Here is a 22,797-nt window from a genome sequence, read left to right as displayed (position 1 = left end):
GTTCTTGCTTATTTCGCCTGATCAATCAGCATGGCATCGCCATAACTGAAGAAGCGATACTGGCTGTCTACTGCATGCTTATAAGCATTGAGAATATTGTCACGATTGGACAAGGCAGACACAAGCATTAACAGGGTCGATTCTGGTAAATGGAAGTTAGTGATCAAACGATCGACCACTTTAAACTGATAACCCGGATAGATGAAAATCTGGGTATCACCTGTCCAGGCTGCCAGTTCACCGTTATGTGCTTGTGCTGCACTTTCGACTGCACGGGTGGCAGTCGTGCCTACAGAAATGACTTTATTACCGCGGGCTTTAGTCTGACGAATCATCTCGACCGCAGTTTCAGGGACGTCGCACCATTCGCTGTGCATGATGTGATTTTGAATATCATCGGTACGCACTGGCAGGAAAGTACCTGCACCAACATGTAGGGTCACAAAAGTTTTTTGAATCCCTTTGGCTTCCAATTTTGCCAACAGATCGGCATCAAAATGCAGGCTGGCAGTAGGTGCTGCAACGCTGGCCAGTTTGGTTGGGTCATTAAACACAGTTTGATAACGTTCAGTATCAATCTCTTCCGCTTCACGGTTGAAATAAGGCGGAATCGGCAAGGCGCCGTATTGATCCAGCACATCGAGAATTGGTTGTGAAAATTCTACAATAAACAGATTTTCATGACGGCCTTGTACGGTCACTTTCACTGCATCCGGGCCAATAAAAAGTTCTGCACCGGCTTTCGGAGTGTTGCTGGCCTTAATATGACAATAGGCAATAAAGCGATCTTGCATACGCTCAACCAGCACTTCTACCGCACCGCCTGAAGCACGTTTACCTTTTAAACGGGCCTTCATGACTTTGGTGTCGTTTAATACCAACAAGTCGCCGTCTTCAAGTAAATCCAGAATATCGGTAAATTGATGGTCATGATATTGACCTTGGGCATTGAGGTGCAACAGGCGAGAGGCACTGCGTGTTTCCAGTGGGTAGCGAGCAATCAGCTCATCGGGGAGATCAAAATTAAAATCAGAAAGTTGCATGATGATTTACGCTAAAAAAACTGCGGCTAGTATAAACTTTTTTCTTTTTTATGGCGGGAATTGCTCGATTTTAAAACGAAAAAATGCGATTTGTTTTAAAAATAAACAAATGAAAATATTCTGCGTTGACAGTGCTGAGAAATCGCGTATTATACCTTTCATCCACTCCCGAGGTGGTGAAATTGGTAGACGCGGCGGACTCAAAATCCGCTGTCAGAGATGACGTGTCGGTTCGAGTCCGACCCTCGGGACCAAAATTCTAGAAAACCCCAAGCGCATTCAGTCTTGGGGTTTTTTATTGCCTGAAAAATAATAACCTGTTTCTTTTTATCTTCTCTTCAAAATTATCTACTTGATTTAAAAGACAACTCGTGAAAATAACATTGCATAGCACCGTTTAAAAATAGATTACTTCAGTGATTGCGATGCATGAATTGGACATAAAAAAAACCGGCACGTCAGTGCCGGTTTTTTTAATCAATTTAACCTAAGGTTAAATCGATTTTTTAACTCATTACATAGAAGCAAGAGCAGCATTCAAAGTAGCACTTGGACGCATCACTGCATTTACTTTCTCTTGATCAATCGCATAGTAACCGCCGATGTCTACTGATTTTCCTTGAACTTCTGCAAGCTCAGCAACGATTTTCTCTTCATTTTCAGCTAAAGTTTTTGCAAGAGGTGCAAACTTCGCTTTCAATTCAGCATTTTCGTCTTGAGCAGCAAGTTCTTCAGCCCAGAATTTCGCCAGGTAGAAATGGCTGCCACGGTTATCAAGCTCACCTGTACGACGAGAAGGTGACTTGTCGTTATCCAGTAATTTACCAGTTGCACGGTCTAAAGTTTTGGCAAGTAACTTGATGTTGTCATTGCCTTCTTTAATACCCATTTCTTCTAAAGAAACTGCAAGCGCCATAAATTCACCCAGTGAATCCCAACGTAAGTGGTTTTCTTCAACTAACTGCTGTACGTGCTTAGGAGCAGAACCACCTGCACCTGTTTCGTACATGCCGCCACCCGCCATTAATGGCACGATAGACAACATTTTCGCAGATGTACCCAATTCCATGATCGGGAACAAGTCAGTCAGATAGTCACGCAGGATGTTACCTGTTACAGAAATAGTATCTAGACCGCGAGCAACACGTTCAAGCGTATAACGCATTGCACGTACTTGTGACATGATCTGGATATCAAGACCAGTGGTGTCATGATCTTTCAGGTATTTTTCAACTTTCTTGATCAGTTCATTTTCGTGTGGACGGTACGGGTCAAGCCAGAAGATTGCTGGCATGCCAGAGTTGCGTGCACGAGTCACAGCAAGTTTCACCCAGTCGCGGATCGGTGCATCTTTCACCTGACACATACGCCAGATATCGCCTTCTTCCACATTTTGAGACATTAACACTTCACCTGTTTCTAGGTCAGTGATGTTCGCAACACCTGCTTCAGGAATTTCGAAAGTCTTGTCGTGTGAACCGTATTCTTCCGCTTTTTGCGCCATCAAACCAACGTTAGGTACAGTACCCATGGTTTTTGGATCGAAGTTGCCATTCCATTTACAGAAATTGATCATTTCCTGGTAAATACGTGCGAAAGTTGATTCAGGCATGACTGCTTTACAGTCGTAGGGCTTGCCGTCAGCGCCCCACATTTTACCGCCACCACGAATCATTGCAGGCATAGAAGCATCTACAATCACGTCGTTTGGTGAATGGAAGTTAGTGATGCCTTTTGCAGAATCAACCATCGCTAAAGCTGGACGGTGTTCTTGACAAGCATGTAAATCAGCAATGATTTCTTCACGTACAGAGGTTGGTAAAGTTTCAAGCTTTTCGTAAAGACCGGCCATACCGTTATTGACATTAATGCCAAGCTCATCAAAAAGCTTGCCATGTTTTTCGAATGCTTCTTTGTAGTAGATTCTTACACAGTGACCAAAGACGATTGGGTGAGACACCTTCATCATGGTTGCTTTAACGTGTAAAGAGAACAGAATGCCTGCTTCACGACAGTCTTCAAGTTCTTTTTCGTAGAAGTCGCAAAGTGCTTTCTTGCTCATGAACATTGAGTCGATGATTTCGCCGTCTTGAAGCGCAACTTTTGGCTTAAGAACAATGGTTTCACCAGACTTGGTGATCAATTCCATTTTCACATCACGTGCGCGGTCTAAAGTCATTGACTTTTCGCCGTGGTAGAAGTCACCTTCGTCCATGTGTGAAACGTGAGTTTGAGACCACTGTTTCCACTCGCTCATAGAGTGCGGGTGTTTTTTCACGTAGTTTTTAACGGCAGCAGGCGCACGACGGTCTGAGTTACCTTCACGTAGAACAGGGTTTACTGCTGAACCAAGACATTTGCTATAACGTGCCTTGATTGCTTTTTCTTCTTCAGTGGTCGGGTTTTCAGGATAGTCAGGGATTGCATAGCCTTTAGACTGAAGTTCCTTGATACACGCTGTTAGCTGGCCAACAGAAGCACTGATATTTGGGAGTTTGATAATGTTCGTGTCTGGATCTTGTGTAAGACGACCTAGCTCAGCTAGAGTGTCAGGCACCTTTTGCTCTTCGCTTAGGTAATCTGTAAATTCGGAGAGCACGCGCACAGCTACAGAGATGTCACTTTTGACGATCTCAACGCCAGCTGGCTTAGTAAAGGTCTCAATGATCGGCAGCAGAGAATAAGTCGCCAGTAATGGCGCCTCGTCGGTCAGTGTGTAAATGATAGTTGACTTTCCACCAGCCATATATAGCCCCTTGCGTTGGATTGAGTTTCTGAGGACCGAACTTTTGGCCCAGCCTCTTTGAACCGATTTGCTTAAATAAAAACATTGAGAGTATCGTCTTTCAGCGCATTTCAGTCAACGAAATATGCCTTTAGATTGAAATTTGGGCGAAAATTTGTACAGATTTGTGCGGTTTAGCCGTGTTTGTATTTTGTACAAAAAAATAATCTTCTATCGCTGTAAATCCTGATGAAAATGATCGGAAATGATTCGCTAGCCAATTGTATTCACTGAAAATGGTTTTTTGATCCTGACACAGGCTTAAACTGATCCTCGATATGGAGATGGATACCGAGTGACTGGATGCTGTTTTGCGCAAATTCAGTCAGGCTGATGATGCAAATTTGTCCTTGGCAGATGGCTACATCATCATGGAATAGCTTTGCGCTATACTGGCAAGCATCAATGAAATGATCTTAAAGATTGACGCTAACAAGGAAATGTAATGCCCAGCTTGTTTATTGTGATGCTCGGTGGTCGTCATGCCCGTGCCAATACAGAAGTTCATGATGTGGTTTTGGCAATAGGAGAGAGTCTGGAAGATACCTATCCGCAATTGAAAAATGCCTGGTTTGCGGAACAGAAAGGTCTGCATATTGATGCCTGGGCGCAAATCAACGGGCTAGAGTTTGAAGGCAAGTCCTATGCGCTGCAATTTACTGATGCACAGCCACAGCAATCCGATGAAAAACTTTGGCTGATTAATCTGGGTGGTTATGATCCACGTGAGTTTGGAGAGTTGCATCGTTATGTGCTGGTGGTTGCACAGAATGCCATGGTCGCTAAACAGCGCGGCAAAGCTTACTTCGCCCGGCACTGGCAAAAACAGCATACTGACCGTGTGCTGGATGTAGATGACTGTATTGCCATTGATCAGGTTTATGGTCGCTACGTAGAACTGTTAGAGGGTAGTTTCAGTGGCAATCGTTGGGAAAATACTTATCTCACGATTTAAAGCAGTTTGCGATTGAATTAAACCTAGGGCTAGCTGAATGATTCGACGAGTGACTTAAAAAAATCTTTATCAAAATTTAATAATCGGCATAATACTGCCAAGGAAAAGCAGTTTTGACTGAGATGGAATGTCTTAAATGGATTTAATTCAGGCAAATGGACAACCGCGTTATGGACGTTTCAAGGAACTTCCAAAAAGTATTGACTATCAGGCATATCAATACAAGAATCCTTATGGTCATGTGCTGTCAGGCTGGCGTAAGCATCTAAAATATAAAAAATTCAAATTCTGTAGTATTCAGCACGAGCATTATACCATTGGACTGGCAATTGCCGATATCGCATGGGCAGGGCATGGTTTTGTCTATGTCTATAACCATATGACCAATGAAGTGCTGGAATGGAATGCGATTAATTTCCTGTCACGCAACACTGTGCTGGATGAACAGCCACTGTTTAATCATAGTTATTTCCATAAGTCACCTTTTCAGATCGATATCCAGCATGCCAACGGCGTGCGTTATATCAACGTCAGCAAATACGGCGAAATTAAACTCAGTGCCCGGATTTTCTGTGCCGGAACCGATCCACTGAGTATGTGCAGTCCGACCGGCATCAATGGCTGGACCTATACTCAGAAACTGACCACTTTGGGCTGTGAAGGCTTTTTCATTAACAAGCAGGGTGAAACCATTCAGTTTAATGAACGCAGCTTTGCTTCTCTGGATGATACCTGTGGCTTTTTGCGCCCGGAAACGGCCTGGTTCTGGTTGTCCTGTAATTTCTGGGATGTGAACCATAATCGGATTGGACTTAATCTGGCTTCAGGTGTGAATGAAAGTTTTGGCAATGAAAACTGTCTGTGGATCAATGGGAAGATTTATCCGTTGGCCGATGTGCTGTTCCAGCAGGAATCGGAAAACCAATGGACGATTCAGTCGCTGGATGAAAAATTGAATCTGATGGTGAGTACAGGCTGGCGCCGTTATGAAAATCTGAACCTGCGTCTGGTCGGAAGTCAGTTTAGTCAGTGGCAAGCCAAGGTTTCCGGAACGATCCAGCAGGATGATCAGGAAATTATTTTACTGAATGAATATGCCTTGCTTGAGCAGCATTATGCCAAATGGTAAAAGTGCAGGACATAAGACCTAATTTAAGAGCCTTCAATTTTTGAAGGCTCTTTTGATTTGAGCTTAATCTTTGGCGGCCTGCCAGAAGGCTTCACCTGCTTGAATTGGATCATTGGTTTCGGCTAAGGTTTTTACCCAGACATCGTATTGCGCAATCACAGGATGTTGACTGGGATGAAAATCTTTTTTAAACCAGTCCCGATATTGTGGGCCCATACGGGTCAAGGTACCGTTACGGCCAAACAACCAGGGCAGTCCTTTCAGGTTCATTTGCAAACGCTCTAAGACACTGAACCCATCATGTTTCAGCATGACATTGGCGCGATAGGCAGTATAACTAAACATCAAAAATGTCGTGCTGAGCAGGGTCATTTTGCGCATCCATTCAGGTGTTTTTGCAATATCTTTCATCACGTCAAAAGCCACATCACGATGTTCCATTTCTTCAATCGCATGCCAGGCAAACATGGCACGTACATAAGGATGCCCGTCTTTTAAGGTGGATTTTTGACCGTAAAAAGTTTCAGCCATCAGCGCAGTCAAGTGTTCTGCCGCTGCCGTCGTGGCAATATTGAACTGTGCTGAACGATGTTTGAGGTCATGAGCGAACATATTATTCAGACGCTCAATAAAATCATCGACAGGCATGCCTTGTTCACGCATCAGCTGGTTCATTTTCTCATGGGCAATGCCGTGCTGTGCTTCCTGACGAATAAAATCTGCCACACGTTTTTGCAGCTCCGGGTCTGTGATCTGATCTCGGAACAGGCGCACACTTTGAATAAAATAACGCTCGCCATCTGGAAAGGTCAGGCTCAAGGCATCGAACATGCGGGTCAGAAAGGGATCGCCGCCAAACCAGTAGCGCGGAATTTCATCCAGTTTAAAATCAAGCTGGGTCCGGACCACGGGCTTTATTGAAGATTTTAATACTGCATTCATCTTAGAAGTTCTTTTTTGTGACGATGCTGACAGTATGTCGGGGAATGCCGTAATTGTTTTGACAGTGCTTGCCAATTTTTATACATTTTATGCCAAATGAAAATAAAACTGCTTAGACTAAAGCAGGCAGCGGGAAGCGCGCATGCAAGAAATTAAAATATCCAATGGTTATATTCAGCTTTGGGCGACTTATCTGCGCAGTCTGCAAATTGAGCCTTTGGAAGCTGACTTTCTGCAAGATGTACATGAAGCGCTTGTCCCCCTGATTGATCAGCCTTTTGCCACGCAAGTGCCGCTGGAATTATTAAATCAGCTTCTGTTAAGAACCCGGCAACATTTAAACTGTCCACAACTAATTTTCGAGATCGTGCAGGTTATTCGTCCAGAACATTTTGGCGTGCTCGGCTATATGGCTTCGCGAAGCAGCAGCGTTGCGGAAATGATCCGGCATATTATGCGTTTTCAACGACTGGTGATTGATGGCAGTGAGTTTGTACCTTTGCAGTTGAAGCAGCGTGAACACAGTATTGAATTATTTTGGGCCTATCTGGACGAAAAATATAATCTGCTCAATGAACTGACCATGGCCGCGATGGTACAGTTGGGACGTGTCATTTTACAGGATCATCAACTGTTAGTCCGTTGTGTACGCTTTGCCCATGCGCCCGATAGGGGACAAATGCATTATCAAAAGTTTTTCGCCAGCGAGGTGATATTTTCCCAAGCCTACTATGGCATAGAACTGGATCTACAAGGACTGGCACATCGGTCTGAGCAGGCAGATCCGATGCTGTTGCAGTTGCTGGTGCATCAGGCAGAACAGGCGATTGCCGCCAAGCCGCCCCTTGAGAATCATTTGGAACAGGCGCAGCAAATGATTGCTGAACAGCTGCGAACCCAGCATCAGGCGATTAAAGTTGAACAACTTGCTCAGCAGTTATTGATGTCGACACGGAGTTTGCAACGCTTATTTAGTACCCATGGCACTTCATTTAAAAAACTGCTGGAACAGCAGCGGATCAAACGTTGCGAGCTGTTGTTGCAGAAGGGATTAGGTCTGACCGAAATCGCCGAGCAGCTGGATTATTCTGACCAGTCGGCATTGGCACGGGCCTACAAGGCAGCCACCGGACAGACCTTGTTAGAGCGAAAAAGGCAGTTACACAAAGCACGAAGCTGAAAAAAGCGACCGGTATCGGTCGCTTTTTTATTTTCGCAGGATGATGGATTAAGTGCTTGCTTTCACCTGAGGGAATCTAAACGCGATCGCAGCAATCGCAAAAATGGCCAGAATCCAGCAATAGTACACACCACCAATCAGTTCAACCGGCGAGATTTTTGCAATGGAACAGGCCAGTAGTAACTGTGCGCCATAAGGAATTAAACCCTGTACCACGCAAGAGAAAATATCCATCAGTGCCGCAGAACGCTTGGGATCCACCCCGTATTCTTTGGCGACTTCACGCGCCATATCACCAGACAGAATAATCGCCACGGTATTATTGGCCACAAAGATATTCGAAAACACCACCAGAAAACTAATCCCGATTTCGCCGGCACGTTGCTTCCCAACTTTAAATAGACGGGTCAAGCTATAAATGCGCTCGATCAGCCAGCGTAAACCGCCTTCTCGTTGCATGATCGCCGAGAGGCCACCCAGGAACATCGACAATAACGCCACTTCAAACATGCCGACAAAGCCATCATAAATTGAAGTATTCAGTTTGAGCAGATCAAATTCAGCTGTGGCAAACAGGCCAAACAAGCCGGAAAGTAACACCCCAATGGTCAGCACAGCGAGAACGTGTAAACGGCTAAAGGCTAAAATAAATACGGCGATATAAGGTAAAACCAGAAGCCAGTTAAAATCCTTGTATTCCACTGCATTGCTACTACTGGTACTCAACACGTAAATCAAAATAGTGACGATTGAGGCTGGAACCGCAATCCAGACGTTGACCCTGAACTTGTCACGCAGTTGTACGCGTTGGCTGGTGGTCGCCGCAATGGTGGTGTCTGAGATCATGGACAGGTTATCACCAAACATGGCACCACCGACCACTGCACCAATCGCATAAATCACATCAATATCGGTAACCTGGGTGAAACCAAAAGCGATTGGCGCACAAGCCGCAATGGTGCCCATGGAGGTACCCATCGCCGTGGCAATAAAGGCCGAGATCACAAATAACATCGGCAGAATAAATGTGGGTGGAATCACCGACAGGCCCATCTGCACGGTGGCGTCGACGCTGCCAATGGCGCTACTGACGCTGGCAAAGGCGCCGGCCAGCATAAACACCATAAACATCAGAATTAAGTTTGGATGACTGGCACCTCTGAGGAATTCCTCAATGCCCTGGTTGAGTTTGCCGCGATACACTAATGCAGCCAAGATAATCGCAGGCAGGGCAGCCACAGGCGCTTTCACCTGATAGAACGCGAACTCGGTTCCGATCAGGGAATGATAGATCCCGCTACCCAAAAATATGGTTAAAAATACAATAAGCGGCAGCAGTGCAATGGCGCGTGCCTGCACTGTAGCCTCAGAATCAGTCTGCATAGGAGATAAAAAAGTAAGAGAATAGGACTAGTATAAAGCAGGTTTTGCAATTTCAGAAAACTTTAAATGAATGCACTAACATCTGCATTTTTATTAATTTTTATATGATAAAGATAAGTTTATCTAAATATTCAAGATTTTAGGTAATAGCAAAATTAGGCATCTTTGATCATTGTGAAAAAAATCAAAATAATCGTAAATAGACCCTTCCGAATTGTTTTGAAATCTTCGCACAGGAAATGAAGTACTCGAGGTCGGTATCGCAGACTGTTCATTGGACAAAAAATAGCGTTACAATGCGATGTCTTGTATTTCTACATAGTCAATGCCTCAAGTTTGAAACACGTTAAGGAAAATACCACCCTATGTCACGTTTAGCCACACGATTTGGACAACTTAAATCTCAACAGCGTAAAGCTTTAGTTTCTTATGTCATGGCGGGTGATCCGCATCCAGAAGTCACAGTGCCTTTGCTGCATGAGATGGTGGAAGCGGGTGTCGACGTGATTGAGCTGGGACTTCCTTTCTCGGACCCGATGGCAGATGGGCCGGTGATTGCACTAGCTGCTGAACGTGCTCTGGCAGGTGGAACCAATACCCTGGATGCCCTGCACATGGTGAAAGAATTTCGCTTGAAAGATCGCGAAACACCAGTGGTGCTGATGGGTTATCTGAATCCGGTTGAAGTAATTGGCTATGAAAAGTTTGTGGCTTATGCCTATGAATGTGGAGTAGACGGTGTGTTGCTGGTGGACTTGCCACCAGAAGAAGCACAAAGTCTGGGTGAAGTACTGGAAAAATATGACATGGATCAGATTTTCCTGCTGGCACCAACTTCAACCGATGCACGTATTCAACATGTAGCAAAACAGGCCAGCGGCTTTATTTACTATGTGTCACTGAAAGGCGTGACCGGTGCAGCAACTTTAGATGTTTCTGAAGCCGCTACACGCATTCAAAAGATTAAAGCTGTGACTGATGTTCCTGTAGGCGTAGGTTTCGGTATCAGTGATGCTGCATCTGCGAAAGCGATGGGTGTTGCTGCCGATGCAGTTATTGTGGGTAGTGCGTTTGTAAAGCAGTTTGCAACGCTCGCACCAGAACAAGCCGTTATTGCGACGGTGAATAAAGTCAAGGAGCTTCGAGCAGCGCTCGATGAGTTAGTATGAGTCAACAAGTGAAATCAGGCAAAATTCTGAGCCCATCGACCCCATGGACGGAGCGTACTGTTCCGGGCATTCAGGTACCCGATGAGCAAACGGCATATAAAGCGACATTTACCGAGCCTACGATTGAGTGTCCTGAATGTCATGCATTGGTGACCCGTACAGCCATGTCATTTAATGCCTATGTCTGTCCGCAATGTGATGAACATTTGCGCATGAAAGCCCGCGAACGTCTGAACTGGTTCTTTGATCAGGTACAAACAGAATTGGGTCAGGAATTTATAGCCAAAGATCCGCTGAAATTTGTCGATAGCAAAGCGTATCCCGATCGTATGGCAGAAGCGCAAAAGAAAACCGGTGAAACTGAAGCGCTGGTCGTGATTCAAGGTCTGCTGAAAGGCGTACCGATGATTGCCTGTGCGTTTGAATTCGACTTCATGGGTGGTTCTATGGGGACTGTGGTCGGTGACCGCTTTGTTCAGGCTGCAGAACGTGCGATTGAAGCTCGTCAACCTTTGATCTGTTTTGCTGCTTCGGGTGGTGCGCGTATGCAGGAAGGCATGTTGTCCCTGATGCAAATGGCGCGTACTTCGGCTGCAATCCAGCGTTTAAAAGAAGCAGGTCTGCCTTATGTAGTGGTACTGACTCATCCGGTATACGGTGGTGTAACTGCCTCATTGGCAATGCTGGGTGATGTACATCTTGCTGAACCGAAAGCGATGATTGGCTTCGCAGGTAAACGTGTGATCGAACAAACCGTACGTGAGAAACTGGAAGAACCGTTCCAACGCGCGGAATACTTGCTTGATCATGGGGTAATCGATCAGATTGTTCACCGTCATGCATTACGTGATACAGTTTATCGTATCGTTACGAAGTTGATGAATTTGCATTGAACACAGCCCCATTAGCAACAGATTCTTTAAACACATGGCTCGATTATTGGAGCCATGTTCACGTTACGGGTATTGATTTAGGTCTGGAGCGCGTTATTCCGGTGGCTGAAAAGCTGGGCGTGACATCTCCAGAGGCCAAAGTACTGACGGTGGCGGGAACCAATGGTAAGGGTTCGACCACCACTACACTAGCCGCGATCCTGAATGCACAAGGCTTTAAGGTCGGGCTATATCAGTCTCCACACGTGTACCGTTTCAATGAACGCGTGAAGTTAAGCGGCATTGAAGTGGAAGATCGGTTACTCATTGATGCTTTTGTTCAGGTCGATCAGGCTCGTCGTGAATGCGGTTTGAGCCTGTCTTTCTTTGAAGCTACCACACTGGCTGCTTTTGTGATTTTTAAAGATCAGCTGTGTGATGTGTGGGTGCTGGAAGTTGGCTTAGGCGGCCGTCTGGATGTGGTCAATGTGGTTAATCCGGATGTGGCGGTAATTACCAATATTGGTCTGGATCATACCGACTGGCTTGGCAACACCATCGAGAAAATTGCTTTTGAAAAGGCCGGAATTATCCGCCCGGATATTCCAGTCGTGTTTGGTGGACAGCAACAGATCCCGCAAGCCATTCTAAATAAAGCTCAAGAATGTAATGCATCTTTGTATGCAATCAACCGTGATTATTTCTATAAAGCCTTTGAAGATGGCCAGAGCTGGGCTTTTGCTTCATCGGGTACGACCTTAAAACTCCCAACAGGTTCGCTGGCACTGGATAATATTTCTACCGCCGTGGCCGCCATTCTGCTGAGCGGATTAAACGTCAGCCAGCAGGCAATTGCACAAGGCATTCAAACGGCAAAATTGCCGGGACGGTTTGAAATCCGTCAAATCCAGAATAAAACCGTGATTTTTGATGCAGGACATAACCCGCATGGGGTGGAATTTCTGCTGAAACAATTACGAGATTATTTAAATTACAATCAAAAATATAATGAAGTCATTTGTGTATTTTCAATGCTGGCAGATAAAGATATAAATTCTGTCGTCAAGTTATTGAAAGACACGGTTCAATTGTGGAAAATTGCACCATTATTCGTCCCACGTGCGGCAGAGGTCACAGTTTTGGCTGATGCTTTAAGCGGTGAGGCGGTAGAACAATTTGACAATGTAAAATTAGCTTTTAAATCAGCACTGGATCAAACAGATAATAATCAGCTGATTTTGGTATGTGGATCATTTCATACCTTAGAAGCGGTATGGGAGTATTTGGAAGAATGTCAATGAATAACAAACAGCGCTGGATGGGCGGTGTTGTTTTACTCGGTGGTGGTGTTTTATTGGCAGCATTACTCCTGAAAGGCCAAGATGAAATCAATCAGGACCGTCAGCAAAATCCGGCACAGGCTGCGGAAGTTGAAAATAAAGAGGCAGGCAATCATTCGCTCGGTTCTTTGACGGTCGATGTAGAAACAGAAAAGCGTTTACTTGAACAGCAACGCCGTGATCGCGAAAAAGCGGTTGCAGAACAGGAGGCGCGTGCAGCCGAATTTTTAGCGATGCAACAGCAGGCTGAAGCAGATGCTGCACGTAAAGCGGCTGAAGAATATGCTGCCCTGAATGCACACCGCCTAGGACAGCAAAGTTCCGATAATATTCCACCAGAACTGGTGGAAGATGAACAGGCCAAGCAGAAACGTCTGGCTGAAGAAAAAGCGGTGCAAGAAAAAAAGTTAGCCCAGCAGCAGCTGGACCAACAAAAAGCCAATAGTTCTACTGACGCAGCCAAGAAAGAAGCAGAGCGTAAAGCTGCTGAAAGTAAAGCCGCTGAAGAAAAACGCAAGTTAGAGCAACAGCAAAAAACCGAAGCAGAACGTAAGGCGGCTGAAGCAAAACGTAAAACCGAGGAAGAGCGTAAAGCGGCTGAAAAGAAAGAAGCTGAACGTAAAGCTGCCGAGGAAAAACGTAAAGCTGACGAAAAACGTAAAGCTGAAGAAGCCAAGAAAAAGGCTACAGCCGAAGAAGCCAAGAAGAAAGCAGAAGCTGAGCAGGCGCGTAAGTTACTGGAAGGTGAAGAGGACAAGCAATGGATGGTACAGGTGGCACTGGCAGCGAATGAAGCCAATGCAGATGCTGTAGCAGCCAAACTGCGTGCTAAAGGTTATAAAGTGACCAAAAGCTCAACTTCTAAAGGTGTACGCATCATGGTGGGGCCGTCCAAAGACCGTGAGACTGCAGATGCACTCCGTAAGAAAATTGCGTCTGATGCCAGCCTGAATATGAAATCAGCTTGGGTGAATGATTGGGTGCCACTGGATAAGCGTTAATTCTTTGCATTAACCAAAGTTTTTGTAGATGGATTCGTGAGTTGCTCGCGAATCCATTTTACATTTTTAGGGGTGAATAGATTGTCAATATTGCGCCAAATGGCATGAAAGCCATAACCGCCATGTTTCATTTCCTGTAGTGCCTGCTCAATCGGCCAATGTTCAAAAATAATCCGGTACATGGCGACACTGGCACCGGTTCGGTCTGAGCCGTGATAACAATGCAGGAGCACCTTTTGATGATTTTGTTGTGCTTGCTGAATCAGTAGCATAATTTTCAATAAATCTTCCCGATCAATTGCCCAGGTATGTATGGGTACATGATGCAGCTGAAATTTTTCATTGCTCAAAAGAAAGCTGTCTTTATCCCGTGAACGTAAATTAATAACCACATCGATCTTATGCTGTTTTAATAAAGGAATGAGTTCAGTTGAAGGCTGCTCACTACGATAGACAAAATTGCTGATTTGATGAAAATTATGATCCTGATGAATGGGCTGTCCCCAATGTTGAGGACGTTGAGGTTCAGGTAGGGCGGGCGTAGTCATGCAACCTTTCAGGAGGCAGCTCATCAGGATTAGAAATATGCAGATTTCCATACAGAGCATAGATGTTGTTTTTGTTATTTCAAGTTTAAAGTGGATATGGGATTTTGAATATAAAAAAGCCTATCCGAAGACAGGCTGTATCAACAAATCGAATCCGTGGCACGTCAATGTCGTATTCGATAAAACATAAAATCTGGAAAAATAGAGTTTCTCTTATTCTTTACTACGAGCTCCATCTTATCCTGTGCTACGCGCTTCGCTTGTCTTGCGCAAAATTAAAAAGGAGTCCTTTTAATTTGTTGCTCGAAGCATAGCTTCTCACCTTCTTGCGGAATATATTCCTCAGGGCAGAGCAGTGCTCTGCTTATCCTTGCTCAGGATGGGGCGTTAAGCGCAGGTAAGGCGTGACCGCTGTATAACCTTTTGGAAAACGTTGCTTGATTTCTTCCTCATCTTTCAGTGAAGGGATAATCACAACATCATCACCATGCTGCCAGTTCGCAGGCGTTGCTACTTTATGGCTATCGGTGAGTTGCAGGGAGTCCACCACACGCAAGATTTCATGGAAATTACGGCCGGTCGATGCAGGATAAGTAATAATCAAACGGACTTTTTTATTGGGATCAATGACCACTAAAGAACGAACCGTTAGAGTTTCACTGGCATTTGGATGAATAAAGTCATATAGCTCGGAAACTTTACGATCCTGATCGGCAATGATCGGGAAATTCACCGTGGCGTTCTGGGTTTCATTAATATCTTTAATCCAGCCATGATGCGACTCCACATCATCAACTGACAAGGCAATCGCTTTAACACCACGTTTTGCAAACTCATCTTTCAGTTTTGCGGTATAGCCAAGTTCAGTCGTACATACCGGTGTATAGTCGGCAGGGTGTGAAAATAAAATGCCCCAGCTATCACCCAGAAAATCATAAAAATTAATCAGGCCTTCACTGGATTGCTGTTCAAAATTCGGTGCGGTATCGCCTAAACGTAAACTCATCTTTTTAGCCTCAATTGGTCTTTTAATGTCGAGATAGGATTTAATATGAATCAAATTTTTTATGATTAAAAATAGTGTTTTTTGCTTTCTTTATGAGTAAATTGCATAAATGGGATATCCATCTATCCAGAAGCGCAAAAATCAGTCACTTAATTGACTATGTTGCACAGGGAAAATTTGCTACATTACTTTGCCTTAGATCTTAGGGCTAGAACTAAGGATCAGATTTTTTTAGCGGTTTTACAGCAAAACCCTTGTAGTTCAAATTTCTAGCACCATAATAACGACTAAGAACATATTCATTTGACAAGCAAGATTTAGAGAGTCTATTCATGTTGGCAAGTCTGATCGGAGGAATCTTCGGTACCAAAAATGAGCGCGAACTCAAACGCATGCGTAAAATCGTAGACAAGATTAATGTGCTCGAGCCGACGATATCTACCCTTAGCGATGCAGACTTATCTGCAAAAACTGAAGAATTCAAACAACGATATAATAAGGGTGAAACCCTCGATAAATTATTGCCTGAAGCATTTGCAGTCTGTCGTGAAGCGGCGAAGCGGGTGATGGGCATGCGTCATTATGACGTGCAGCTGATCGGTGGTATTACCTTGCATGAAGGCAAAATCGCAGAAATGCGTACCGGTGAAGGTAAAACCCTGATGGGTACTTTGGCCTGTTATCTGAATGCCATCAGTGGTCAGGGCGTGCATGTCATTACCGTGAACGATTACCTGGCGCAACGTGATGCCGAGTTGAACCGTCCATTATTTGAGTTTTTGGGTTTAAGCATCGGCATTATTTATTCCATGCAAAATCCGATGGAAAAAGCTGAAGCTTATCGTGCCGATATTACTTACGGTACCAATAACGAATTTGGCTTTGACTACCTGCGTGACAACATGGTGTTCTCGCTGGCTGAGAAAAAGCAGCGTGGTTTGACCTATGCGATTATCGATGAGGTCGATTCGATCCTGATTGATGAAGCACGTACCCCGTTGATTATTTCCGGTCAAAGTGAAGATTCTTCACAGCTTTATGCAGCCATCAATAATATTCCACCAAAATTACAGGCACAGAAAGAAGAGAAAGTGCCGGATGGCGGTCACTTCTGGATTGATGAAAAACAGCGTTCAGTTGAAATTACTGAAGTGGGTTTTGAAACCATTGAAAGTGAATTGATTGAAATGGGCTTGCTGGCAGAAGGCGAGAGCTTGTATTCAGCGTCGAACCTGAACCTGTTGCATCATGTCACTGCAGCGATCCGTGCCCATTATCTCTATCAACGCAATGTGCAATACATCATCAACGATGGTGAAGTGATTATTGTCGATGAAAATACCGGTCGTACCATGCCGGGACGTCGCTGGTCTGAAGGTTTGCATCAAGCCGTAGAAGCCAAAGAGGGTCTGGAAATCCAGCCGGAAAACCAGACTCTGGCAACCACAACCTTCCAGAACTATTTCCGTCTGTATAAAAAATTATCCGGTATGACCGGTACTGCTGATACTGAAGCAGCGGAAATGAAAGAAATTTATGGTCTGGATGTGGTGCTGATTCCGACCCACCGTCCAATGATTCGTCAAGACCATAACGATTTAATTTATTTAAATCGTGAAGGGAAATATAACGCGATTATTCAAGAAATTCAGCGTGTGCATGAAGCTGGTGTCGCACCAATTTTGATTGGTACAGCCACCATTGAAGCTTCTGAGATTCTGTCGGATAAGCTAAAAGCGGCAGGGATCCAGCATGAAGTACTGAATGCCAAACAGCACGAACGTGAAGCCGATATTATTGCGCAGGCCGGTGCGCCGCGTGCAGTGACGATTGCCACCAACATGGCCGGTCGTGGTACCGATATTCTCTTGGGTGGTAACTGGAAGGCGTTGCTGGCTAAAATTGAAAACCCGACTCCTGAAGATGAAACGCGTCTGAAAGCAGAATGGGATGTTAATCACCAGGCTGTGCTGGATTCAGGCGGTTTGCATATTATCGGTTCCGAGCGTCATGAATCACGCCGTATCGATAACCAGCTGCGTGGTCGTGCCGGTCGTCAAGGTGACCCGGGTGTATCGCGTTTCTATCTGTCACTTGAAGATGACTTGATGCGTATTTTTGCCGGTGATCGCGTAGTCGGCATGATGCGTGCCATGGGCTTGCAGGAAGATGAAGCGATTGAGCACAAAATGGTGTCTCGCTCGATTGAAAATGCGCAGCGTAAAGTGGAAGCACGTAACTTCGATATTCGTAAGAATTTGCTGAAATACGATGACGTCAATAACGAACAGCGTAAGATCATTTATAGTCAGCGTGACGACATTCTGGCAGAAAATTCACTGCAGGATTATATTGAAGAAATGATCCGTGAAGTGATGCAGGGTGTAATCGCCAACTATATTCCGCCTGAATCGATTCATGACCAGTGGGATAGTGAAGGTCTGGAACTGGCGCTGCGTGAAGATCTTTCGATGGATCTTCCTATCGGACAATGGCTGGAACAGGACCGTCGTCTGGATGAAGAAGCTTTGGTGGTGCGCATTACCGATGAAGTACTGAACCGCTACCGTTCACGTCGTGAACAAATGGGTGAAGAATCTGCAGCTTCGCTTGAACGTCACTTTATGCTGAATTCTCTGGATCGTCATTGGAAAGAGCATCTGGCGGCTATGGATTATTTGCGTCAAGGTATTCATTTACGTGGTTATGCGCAAAAGAATCCAGAGCAGGAATATAAAAAAGAAGCTTATAACCTGTTTGTAAACATGCTGGGTACGATTAAGTCCGATGTCGTGACAGATCTGTCACGCATCCACGTACCGACACCTGAAGAGCTGGCGGAAATGGAAGCACAGCAGCAGGCACAGGCTGAGGCAATGCGTTTGCAGTTATCTCATGAAGAGTTTGACGGCTTGCTGGCAGGTGAACATGAGGTGACGACCGAGCAAAATGTTCAGGCGAATCCTGTAGCACCAGTCTTTGAAGCACCGGCAAGTCGTAATGCACCTTGTCCATGTGGTTCAGGCCTGAAATACAAACAGTGTCATGGCAAGATCTAAACAGTGTTAAAAAAAATCAGAGCCACATGGCTCTGATTTTTTTATGTATGAAGATTTTTCAGAAATTGAATACTGTTTGCAGTCTTAGGAATTAAATGCTATTTAATGGCTCATTCAACACCTCAAAGTGGAATAACCTGAATGAAAAAAGTATTAAAAACGCTCATGATTGCCGCTTTGGCAATACCTGCCTTAAGTTTTGCACAAACTGCAGCGACCACAACAATTGATAAAGTTCAGCAAGCGGTAGGTACTAACACTGCTCAAGTACAACGTACCGATGCGCAAGTGACTGTAGCAAGCCCACGTACCGGCATCCGTTATACCTTTGCCAACCAGAACCGTCCGATTGTATTGCAGACCGCTGCGATTGCAGCTGCTAATGCGGCAAATGCAGACCGTATTGTTGCTACTAATCCTGCACTTTCTAGTGCAAGTCAACAACAAGCGAAACAGGCTTTACTAAGCGAATCTGGACAACTTGCACAAAATTAAAAATATCTTAATTTTAAAAACGTAGAAACCAGTCTTGATGACTGGTTTTTTATTGTGAAAACCCATAACAAATCTCAGGCTGGCTCAGGCTTTGGCTCGATTTTTTGTTGCAGATCAACTAAGCTGTATTTTTCTAAAACTTCAATATTGGACTTTAAAATGGCAGTTGGTGACGTATCTATGCCACAGATGCATGTGGTGAAAGGGGTTAAAATTGGTTCGGCTGAAGCCTATGTGCGCTATCAGAACCGACGTGACCTGGTGATATTTGAACTAGCTGCAGGCTCCAATGTTGCTGGGGTGTTTACCCAGAATGCCTTTTGTGCAGCACCAGTGCATGTATCTAAAGCCCATTTGCAAGCTGGCAATCCACGTTACTTGGTAATCAATACCGGCAATGCCAATGCTGGAACAGGTCCTACAGGCATGGCAAATGCAGAAGCCACCTGTGCCAAGCTGGCTGAACTTGCAGGCGTGCAGGCTGCTGAAGTGTTGCCATTCTCGACTGGTGTGATTGGTGAGCAGCTTCCGATGGAGCGTTTACTTACAGGTTTACAGCCTGCGCTGGACTCATTGCGTGATGATGCCTGGGTCGACGCAGCGACCGGAATCATGACCACAGATACCACTCCGAAAGGTGCTTCAGAGCAGTTCGAGCTGGATGGTGTGACCTATACCATGACCGGTATTTCCAAAGGTGCAGGCATGATTCGTCCTAATATGGCGACCATGTTGGGTTATGTTGCGACAGATGCGCCGATCAGCCGTGAACTGGTTCAACAGTTATTAACTGAAACGGTCAATGTATCGTTTAACCGTATTACCATTGATGGCGATACCTCGACCAATGATTCGTGTATTTTTATTGCCACAGGTCAGGCCGGTGGTGCTGAGATCACTTCGACTGAAGATCCGCGTTATGCAGTGGTGCTAGACGTATTGACACGTACCATGAAACGCCTTGCGCAACTGATTGTGCGTGATGGTGAAGGTGCGACTAAATTCATTACCGTGACTGTAGAAGGCGGTGGTAATACTCAAGAGTGCTGCGATATTGCTTATAGCATTGCGCATTCACCGCTGGTTAAAACCGCAATCTTTGCTTCTGATCCAAACTGGGGCCGTATTCTGGCAGCGATTGGTTATGCAGGTGTGCCGAATTTAGACGTTGCAAAAATTCAGGTTTGGTTAGATGATGTACAAATCTGTAAAGATGGTGGTGCGGCAGCAGACTATACTGAAGCAGCCGGTGCACGTGTGATGGCCCAGGCTGAAATGACGATTCGAGTTGATCTTGGACGAGGTCAGGCAAAAGATACGGTTTATACCTGTGACCTGTCGTATGACTACGTAAAAATCAATGCAGATTATCGCTCATAATTCAGATCGTTTCTAAAGCCTCCGTTATGGGGCTTTTTTTTATATCTTGTAGTTTTTAATGACTGGTCAAAAATAGCACTTCGCCAGAGATGACCGGGATGTAGGGTGAAAGGTTCATTGAATAGTGAACTATGAGGGTAGAGTAAGAGTTGTTATGAGTGATGCGACCAAATTAATAGCCAATGAAGCTAAATCGATTGTGCAGGCGCATTTAGATCGTTTAGGTGTTCCCCAAGAACATCAAATGAGCCAGCAGGAAAAATTGGACAAATTTGCACAGATCAAGGCAGAGCTAGAAAAACAGGATGCTGTTTTGGTGGCGCATTATTATTGCGACCCTGAAGTCCAAGAGCTGGCTGAACTGACGGGGGGCTGTGTTTCCGATTCACTGGAAATGGCGCGTTTTGGTCGCGATCATCCAGCTTCAACGCTTGTGGTAGCTGGTGTGAAATTTATGGGCGAAACCTCTAAAATTCTTTCACCCAATAAAACCGTGCTGATGCCAACTCTGGAAGCGACCTGTTCACTGGACTTAGGTTGTCCTGTCGATGATTTTACCGCTTTTTGCGATGCGCACCCGGATCATACCGTGGTGGTTTATGCCAACACGTCAGCGGCCGTGAAAGCCCGAGCCGATTGGGTCGTCACTTCAAGTTGTGCAGTGGAAATTATCGAACATCTGGACAGTCTGGGCGAAAAAATCATCTGGGCACCAGATCAGCATCTGGGTCGTTATATCCAGAAAAAAACCGGTGCAGAGATGTTGCTCTGGGATGGCGCCTGTATCGTGCATGAAGAATTCCGTTCACGCGGTATTGCCAATATGAAAGCGCTCTATCCAGATGCGGCAGTTCTGGTACATCCCGAATCACCGATGTCTGTGGTCGAGATTGCCGATGCGGTGGGTAGTACCTCACAATTAATTAAAGCAGCACAAACTTTGCCAAATCAGCGTTTAATCGTAGCTACTGATCGCGGTATTTTTTATAAAATGCAGCAGGCAGTGCCGGATAAAATTCTGATTGAAGCACCAACCGCAGGAGAGGGGGCAACTTGTCGTTCTTGTGCGCATTGTCCTTGGATGGCCATGAACGAGCTGGATGGTATCTTGCATGTGTTACAGCATAAAGATCAGGAAGTGCATGTCGATCCGGTACTTGCTGAACGAGCTAAACTGCCTCTAGATCGCATGCTGAACTTTAGTGCCGGACTAAAACGTTAAAATTTGTATAAAAAATGTCTGAAGCGATTGATAAATAAACGCTTGAAGCGTTTTTTCGGTTTTTTTTAAATATAGGTGTTGACGTCTCCGGGCGTCGCGCCTAGAATGCACACCGTACCGAACGATGTTCGATACGAAAGCTGAGATGAATCGGAGCATAGCACAGTCTGGTAGTGCACCTGGTTTGGGACCAGGGGGTCGTAGGTTCGAATCCTACTGCTCCGACCAATTCTTCAAGGCAAATGATGTTTGCATCAGTAACGCGCTTGTAGCTCAGTTGGATAGAGCATCCGCCTTCTAAGCGGATGGTCACAGGTTCGAATCCTGTCAGGCGCGCCATTTGGTCGCTTGATGTTAAGAATCAAAATGATGGTGGATGTAGCTCAGTTGGTAGAGCCCTGGATTGTGATTCCAGTTGTCGCGGGTTCGAATCCCGTCATTCACCCCAACTTTTAAAGTTGAAATCGGAGCATAGCACAGCCTGGTAGTGCACCTGGTTTGGGACCAGGGGGTCGTAGGTTCGAATCCTACTGCTCCGACCATCTCCTTCAAGATGGTCGAGATAAAAGATACCGCGTTAAGCGGTTTTTTTATGCCTGAAATTCAATGTGAATAAAAAATATACAATTGTTATCGGTGGCTATCATGATGAATGCTCGAATTCCTATTAAATTATTTTTCATCTAATAAAACTGTGCATTGAAGATTGCTTTCTTCTCGCATTGCTTCACTCTTAATTTTAATCATTCAACAATTTAACCAGAGTTTATCTATAGAGTGATTATCTTGTTGAATGGAATTTTAATGGATGGATGAGGATCATATTTTTAAAATGGGTAAGGGATTCCATAGTAAATCTATTTTATTAACTCATCTGTTGTGTTTGATCTGAAATAAAGACAATAAAAAATTTTTAGATAGATATAGCAATTAAATTAACTAGAAATACCCATTGATAAGTAAATAAACTACTTTAAAACATCAATAATTGAATAAATTTTGAGTGAAAAATAGAAAAACCTGTATTTTTTGTAGAATAAATAAACAATCGTGATGATTTTTCTGAATTATTTAAAAATAGGGGTTGTATTGGGTTGGGAATCCTGTAGAATGCACATCCATCGGCGGTGATGAAGATTAAAACTTCTGATAAAACAGTGACTTAGTTAAGTTTGATTGAGTTAGGTTTTATTTGATAAGTTTAAAAATAGTTTTCATTACTGGTTGACTTTCTAGAGATAGAGAGTAATATAGCCGACCTAGCTTGCTGGTGACGAATTAGCAAGAA

The 22,797-nt window shown here is 44.7% G+C and carries 17 protein-coding genes and 5 tRNA genes; 16 read left to right on the top strand and 6 right to left on the bottom strand.

The genetic code is table 11. The annotated features are described in order from the left end of the window. Window positions 1-8: 8 nt before the first annotated feature. Window positions 9-1,043: a tRNA preQ1(34) S-adenosylmethionine ribosyltransferase-isomerase QueA gene (gene queA, locus NI470_RS12295; protein WP_253148531.1), complete on the bottom strand. Its 1,035-nt coding sequence runs from the start codon at window positions 1,041-1,043 to the stop codon at window positions 9-11. A gap of 167 nt (window positions 1,044-1,210) precedes the next feature. Between queA and NI470_RS12290 the strand changes: the two genes are divergently transcribed. Continuing rightward, window positions 1,211-1,297: transfer RNA gene (locus NI470_RS12290), tRNA-Leu, on the top strand. Window positions 1,298-1,557: 260 nt separating this feature from the next. On the opposite strand, the gene NI470_RS12285 is transcribed toward NI470_RS12290, so the two are convergent. Then, window positions 1,558-3,789 carry an NADP-dependent isocitrate dehydrogenase gene (locus NI470_RS12285; RefSeq protein WP_004645166.1) on the bottom strand — a complete coding sequence of 744 codons (2,232 nt, stop codon included), beginning with the start codon at window positions 3,787-3,789 and terminating at the stop codon, window positions 1,558-1,560. Between the two features lie 484 nt (window positions 3,790-4,273). Between NI470_RS12285 and NI470_RS12280 the strand changes: the two genes are divergently transcribed. Beyond that, window positions 4,274-4,783, top strand: a complete 510-nt coding sequence (locus NI470_RS12280; RefSeq protein WP_216986288.1) for a DUF1543 domain-containing protein — start codon at window positions 4,274-4,276, stop codon at window positions 4,781-4,783. 136 nt (window positions 4,784-4,919) lie between these two features. Then, entirely contained in the window at window positions 4,920-5,912 is a 993-nt protein-coding gene (locus NI470_RS12275; protein WP_005248037.1) for a DUF2804 domain-containing protein, read from the top strand. Window positions 5,913-5,975: 63 nt separating this feature from the next. Here the strand turns inward: NI470_RS12275 and NI470_RS12270 are convergent, their stop codons facing one another. Beyond that, window positions 5,976-6,854, bottom strand: a complete 879-nt coding sequence (locus NI470_RS12270) for a metal-dependent hydrolase (RefSeq protein ID WP_005252814.1) — start codon at window positions 6,852-6,854, stop codon at window positions 5,976-5,978. A 142-nt stretch (window positions 6,855-6,996) separates the two neighbouring features. On the opposite strand from NI470_RS12270, the gene NI470_RS12265 reads away from it, so the two are divergent. Beyond that, on the top strand, window positions 6,997-8,034 hold the full coding sequence (locus NI470_RS12265; RefSeq protein ID WP_253148532.1) for a helix-turn-helix transcriptional regulator: 1,038 nt from the start codon (window positions 6,997-6,999) through the stop codon (window positions 8,032-8,034). Between the two features lie 48 nt (window positions 8,035-8,082). Here NI470_RS12265 and NI470_RS12260 read toward each other — a convergent pair whose 3' ends face one another. Continuing rightward, complete coding sequence (locus tag NI470_RS12260) at window positions 8,083-9,417, bottom strand: Na+/H+ antiporter NhaC family protein (protein WP_004645172.1); 1,335 nt, start codon at window positions 9,415-9,417, stop codon at window positions 8,083-8,085. A gap of 365 nt (window positions 9,418-9,782) precedes the next feature. Between NI470_RS12260 and trpA the strand changes: the two genes are divergently transcribed. From trpA to NI470_RS12240, 4 genes are read left to right on the top strand one after another with little or no spacing between them, the layout of a single operon-like run. Then, the gene (trpA, locus tag NI470_RS12255; protein WP_085064171.1) at window positions 9,783-10,586 is read left to right on the top strand and encodes a tryptophan synthase subunit alpha; all 804 of its coding nucleotides are present in this window, start codon (window positions 9,783-9,785) and stop codon (window positions 10,584-10,586) included. After that, the gene (gene accD / locus NI470_RS12250; protein ID WP_253148533.1) at window positions 10,583-11,479 is read left to right on the top strand and encodes an acetyl-CoA carboxylase, carboxyltransferase subunit beta; all 897 of its coding nucleotides are present in this window, start codon (window positions 10,583-10,585) and stop codon (window positions 11,477-11,479) included. Before trpA ends, accD begins: the two co-directional genes overlap by 4 nt. Further along, window positions 11,476-12,759 (top strand): bifunctional tetrahydrofolate synthase/dihydrofolate synthase, encoded by a 1,284-nt coding sequence (gene folC, locus NI470_RS12245; RefSeq protein WP_253148534.1) that lies wholly within the window; start codon window positions 11,476-11,478, stop codon window positions 12,757-12,759. The genes accD and folC overlap by 4 nt, the downstream gene beginning before the upstream one ends. Continuing rightward, a complete protein-coding gene (locus NI470_RS12240) occupies window positions 12,756-13,799 on the top strand; it encodes an SPOR domain-containing protein (RefSeq protein ID WP_004645176.1) in 1,044 nt (347 codons plus the stop codon). Before folC ends, NI470_RS12240 begins: the two co-directional genes overlap by 4 nt. Here the strand turns inward: NI470_RS12240 and NI470_RS12235 are convergent. Both NI470_RS12235 and NI470_RS12230 read right to left on the bottom strand, forming a co-directional pair. Next, window positions 13,796-14,398 (bottom strand): dual specificity protein phosphatase family protein, encoded by a 603-nt coding sequence (locus tag NI470_RS12235; protein ID WP_253148535.1) that lies wholly within the window; start codon window positions 14,396-14,398, stop codon window positions 13,796-13,798. The genes NI470_RS12240 and NI470_RS12235 overlap by 4 nt on opposite strands. Before the next feature lie 313 nt (window positions 14,399-14,711). Next, window positions 14,712-15,353: a peroxiredoxin gene (locus tag NI470_RS12230; protein WP_004645179.1), complete on the bottom strand. Its 642-nt coding sequence runs from the start codon at window positions 15,351-15,353 to the stop codon at window positions 14,712-14,714. Between the two features lie 332 nt (window positions 15,354-15,685). Here NI470_RS12230 and secA point away from each other — a divergent pair, with 332 nt between their 5' ends. From secA to NI470_RS12190, 8 genes are all read left to right on the top strand, one after another. After that, window positions 15,686-18,412 carry a preprotein translocase subunit SecA gene (secA, locus tag NI470_RS12225; protein WP_004645180.1) on the top strand — a complete coding sequence of 909 codons (2,727 nt, stop codon included), beginning with the start codon at window positions 15,686-15,688 and terminating at the stop codon, window positions 18,410-18,412. A 141-nt stretch (window positions 18,413-18,553) separates the two neighbouring features. Continuing rightward, window positions 18,554-18,907 (top strand): hypothetical protein, encoded by a 354-nt coding sequence (locus NI470_RS12220; protein ID WP_004645181.1) that lies wholly within the window; start codon window positions 18,554-18,556, stop codon window positions 18,905-18,907. Between the two features lie 159 nt (window positions 18,908-19,066). After that, a complete protein-coding gene (argJ, locus tag NI470_RS12215; protein WP_004645182.1) occupies window positions 19,067-20,287 on the top strand; it encodes a bifunctional glutamate N-acetyltransferase/amino-acid acetyltransferase ArgJ in 1,221 nt (406 codons plus the stop codon). Window positions 20,288-20,441: 154 nt separating this feature from the next. Then, window positions 20,442-21,509 carry a quinolinate synthase NadA gene (gene nadA, locus NI470_RS12210; RefSeq protein WP_253148536.1) on the top strand — a complete coding sequence of 356 codons (1,068 nt, stop codon included), beginning with the start codon at window positions 20,442-20,444 and terminating at the stop codon, window positions 21,507-21,509. A gap of 151 nt (window positions 21,510-21,660) precedes the next feature. Next, window positions 21,661-21,737: transfer RNA gene (locus NI470_RS12205), tRNA-Pro, on the top strand. A 34-nt stretch (window positions 21,738-21,771) separates the two neighbouring features. Next, window positions 21,772-21,848, top strand: a tRNA-Arg gene (locus tag NI470_RS12200). 33 nt (window positions 21,849-21,881) lie between these two features. Beyond that, a tRNA-His gene (locus NI470_RS12195) sits at window positions 21,882-21,957 on the top strand. 17 nt (window positions 21,958-21,974) lie between these two features. Continuing rightward, window positions 21,975-22,051: transfer RNA gene (locus tag NI470_RS12190), tRNA-Pro, on the top strand. Window positions 22,052-22,797: the final 746 nt, after the last annotated feature.

Origin of the sequence: Acinetobacter lwoffii, assembly GCF_024129115.1 — a bacterium.
In the GTDB taxonomy this organism is placed as follows: domain Bacteria; phylum Pseudomonadota; class Gammaproteobacteria; order Pseudomonadales; family Moraxellaceae; genus Acinetobacter; species Acinetobacter lwoffii_T.
The sequence above is the reverse complement of the archived record's forward strand: the minus strand, read 5'-3'. Positions and strand labels throughout refer to the sequence as shown.

Excerpts from the sequence above, each read along its gene's own strand:
- queA (WP_253148531.1), bottom strand. The coding sequence starts at position 1,043 with ATGCAACTTTCTGATTTTAATTTTGATCTCCCCGATGAGCTGATTGCT.
- NI470_RS12285 (WP_004645166.1), bottom strand. The coding sequence starts at position 3,789 with ATGGCTGGTGGAAAGTCAACTATCATTTACACACTGACCGACGAGGCG.
- NI470_RS12280 (WP_216986288.1), top strand. The coding sequence starts at position 4,274 with ATGCCCAGCTTGTTTATTGTGATGCTCGGTGGTCGTCATGCCCGTGCC.
- NI470_RS12275 (WP_005248037.1), top strand. The coding sequence starts at position 4,920 with ATGGATTTAATTCAGGCAAATGGACAACCGCGTTATGGACGTTTCAAG.
- NI470_RS12270 (WP_005252814.1), bottom strand. The coding sequence starts at position 6,854 with ATGAATGCAGTATTAAAATCTTCAATAAAGCCCGTGGTCCGGACCCAG.
- NI470_RS12265 (WP_253148532.1), top strand. The coding sequence starts at position 6,997 with ATGCAAGAAATTAAAATATCCAATGGTTATATTCAGCTTTGGGCGACT.
- NI470_RS12260 (WP_004645172.1), bottom strand. The coding sequence starts at position 9,417 with ATGCAGACTGATTCTGAGGCTACAGTGCAGGCACGCGCCATTGCACTG.
- trpA (WP_085064171.1), top strand. The coding sequence starts at position 9,783 with ATGTCACGTTTAGCCACACGATTTGGACAACTTAAATCTCAACAGCGT.
- accD (WP_253148533.1), top strand. The coding sequence starts at position 10,583 with ATGAGTCAACAAGTGAAATCAGGCAAAATTCTGAGCCCATCGACCCCA.
- NI470_RS12240 (WP_004645176.1), top strand. The coding sequence starts at position 12,756 with ATGAATAACAAACAGCGCTGGATGGGCGGTGTTGTTTTACTCGGTGGT.
- NI470_RS12235 (WP_253148535.1), bottom strand. The coding sequence starts at position 14,398 with ATGGAAATCTGCATATTTCTAATCCTGATGAGCTGCCTCCTGAAAGGT.
- NI470_RS12230 (WP_004645179.1), bottom strand. The coding sequence starts at position 15,353 with ATGAGTTTACGTTTAGGCGATACCGCACCGAATTTTGAACAGCAATCC.
- secA (WP_004645180.1), top strand. The coding sequence starts at position 15,686 with ATGTTGGCAAGTCTGATCGGAGGAATCTTCGGTACCAAAAATGAGCGC.
- NI470_RS12220 (WP_004645181.1), top strand. The coding sequence starts at position 18,554 with ATGAAAAAAGTATTAAAAACGCTCATGATTGCCGCTTTGGCAATACCT.
- argJ (WP_004645182.1), top strand. The coding sequence starts at position 19,067 with ATGGCAGTTGGTGACGTATCTATGCCACAGATGCATGTGGTGAAAGGG.
- nadA (WP_253148536.1), top strand. The coding sequence starts at position 20,442 with ATGAGTGATGCGACCAAATTAATAGCCAATGAAGCTAAATCGATTGTG.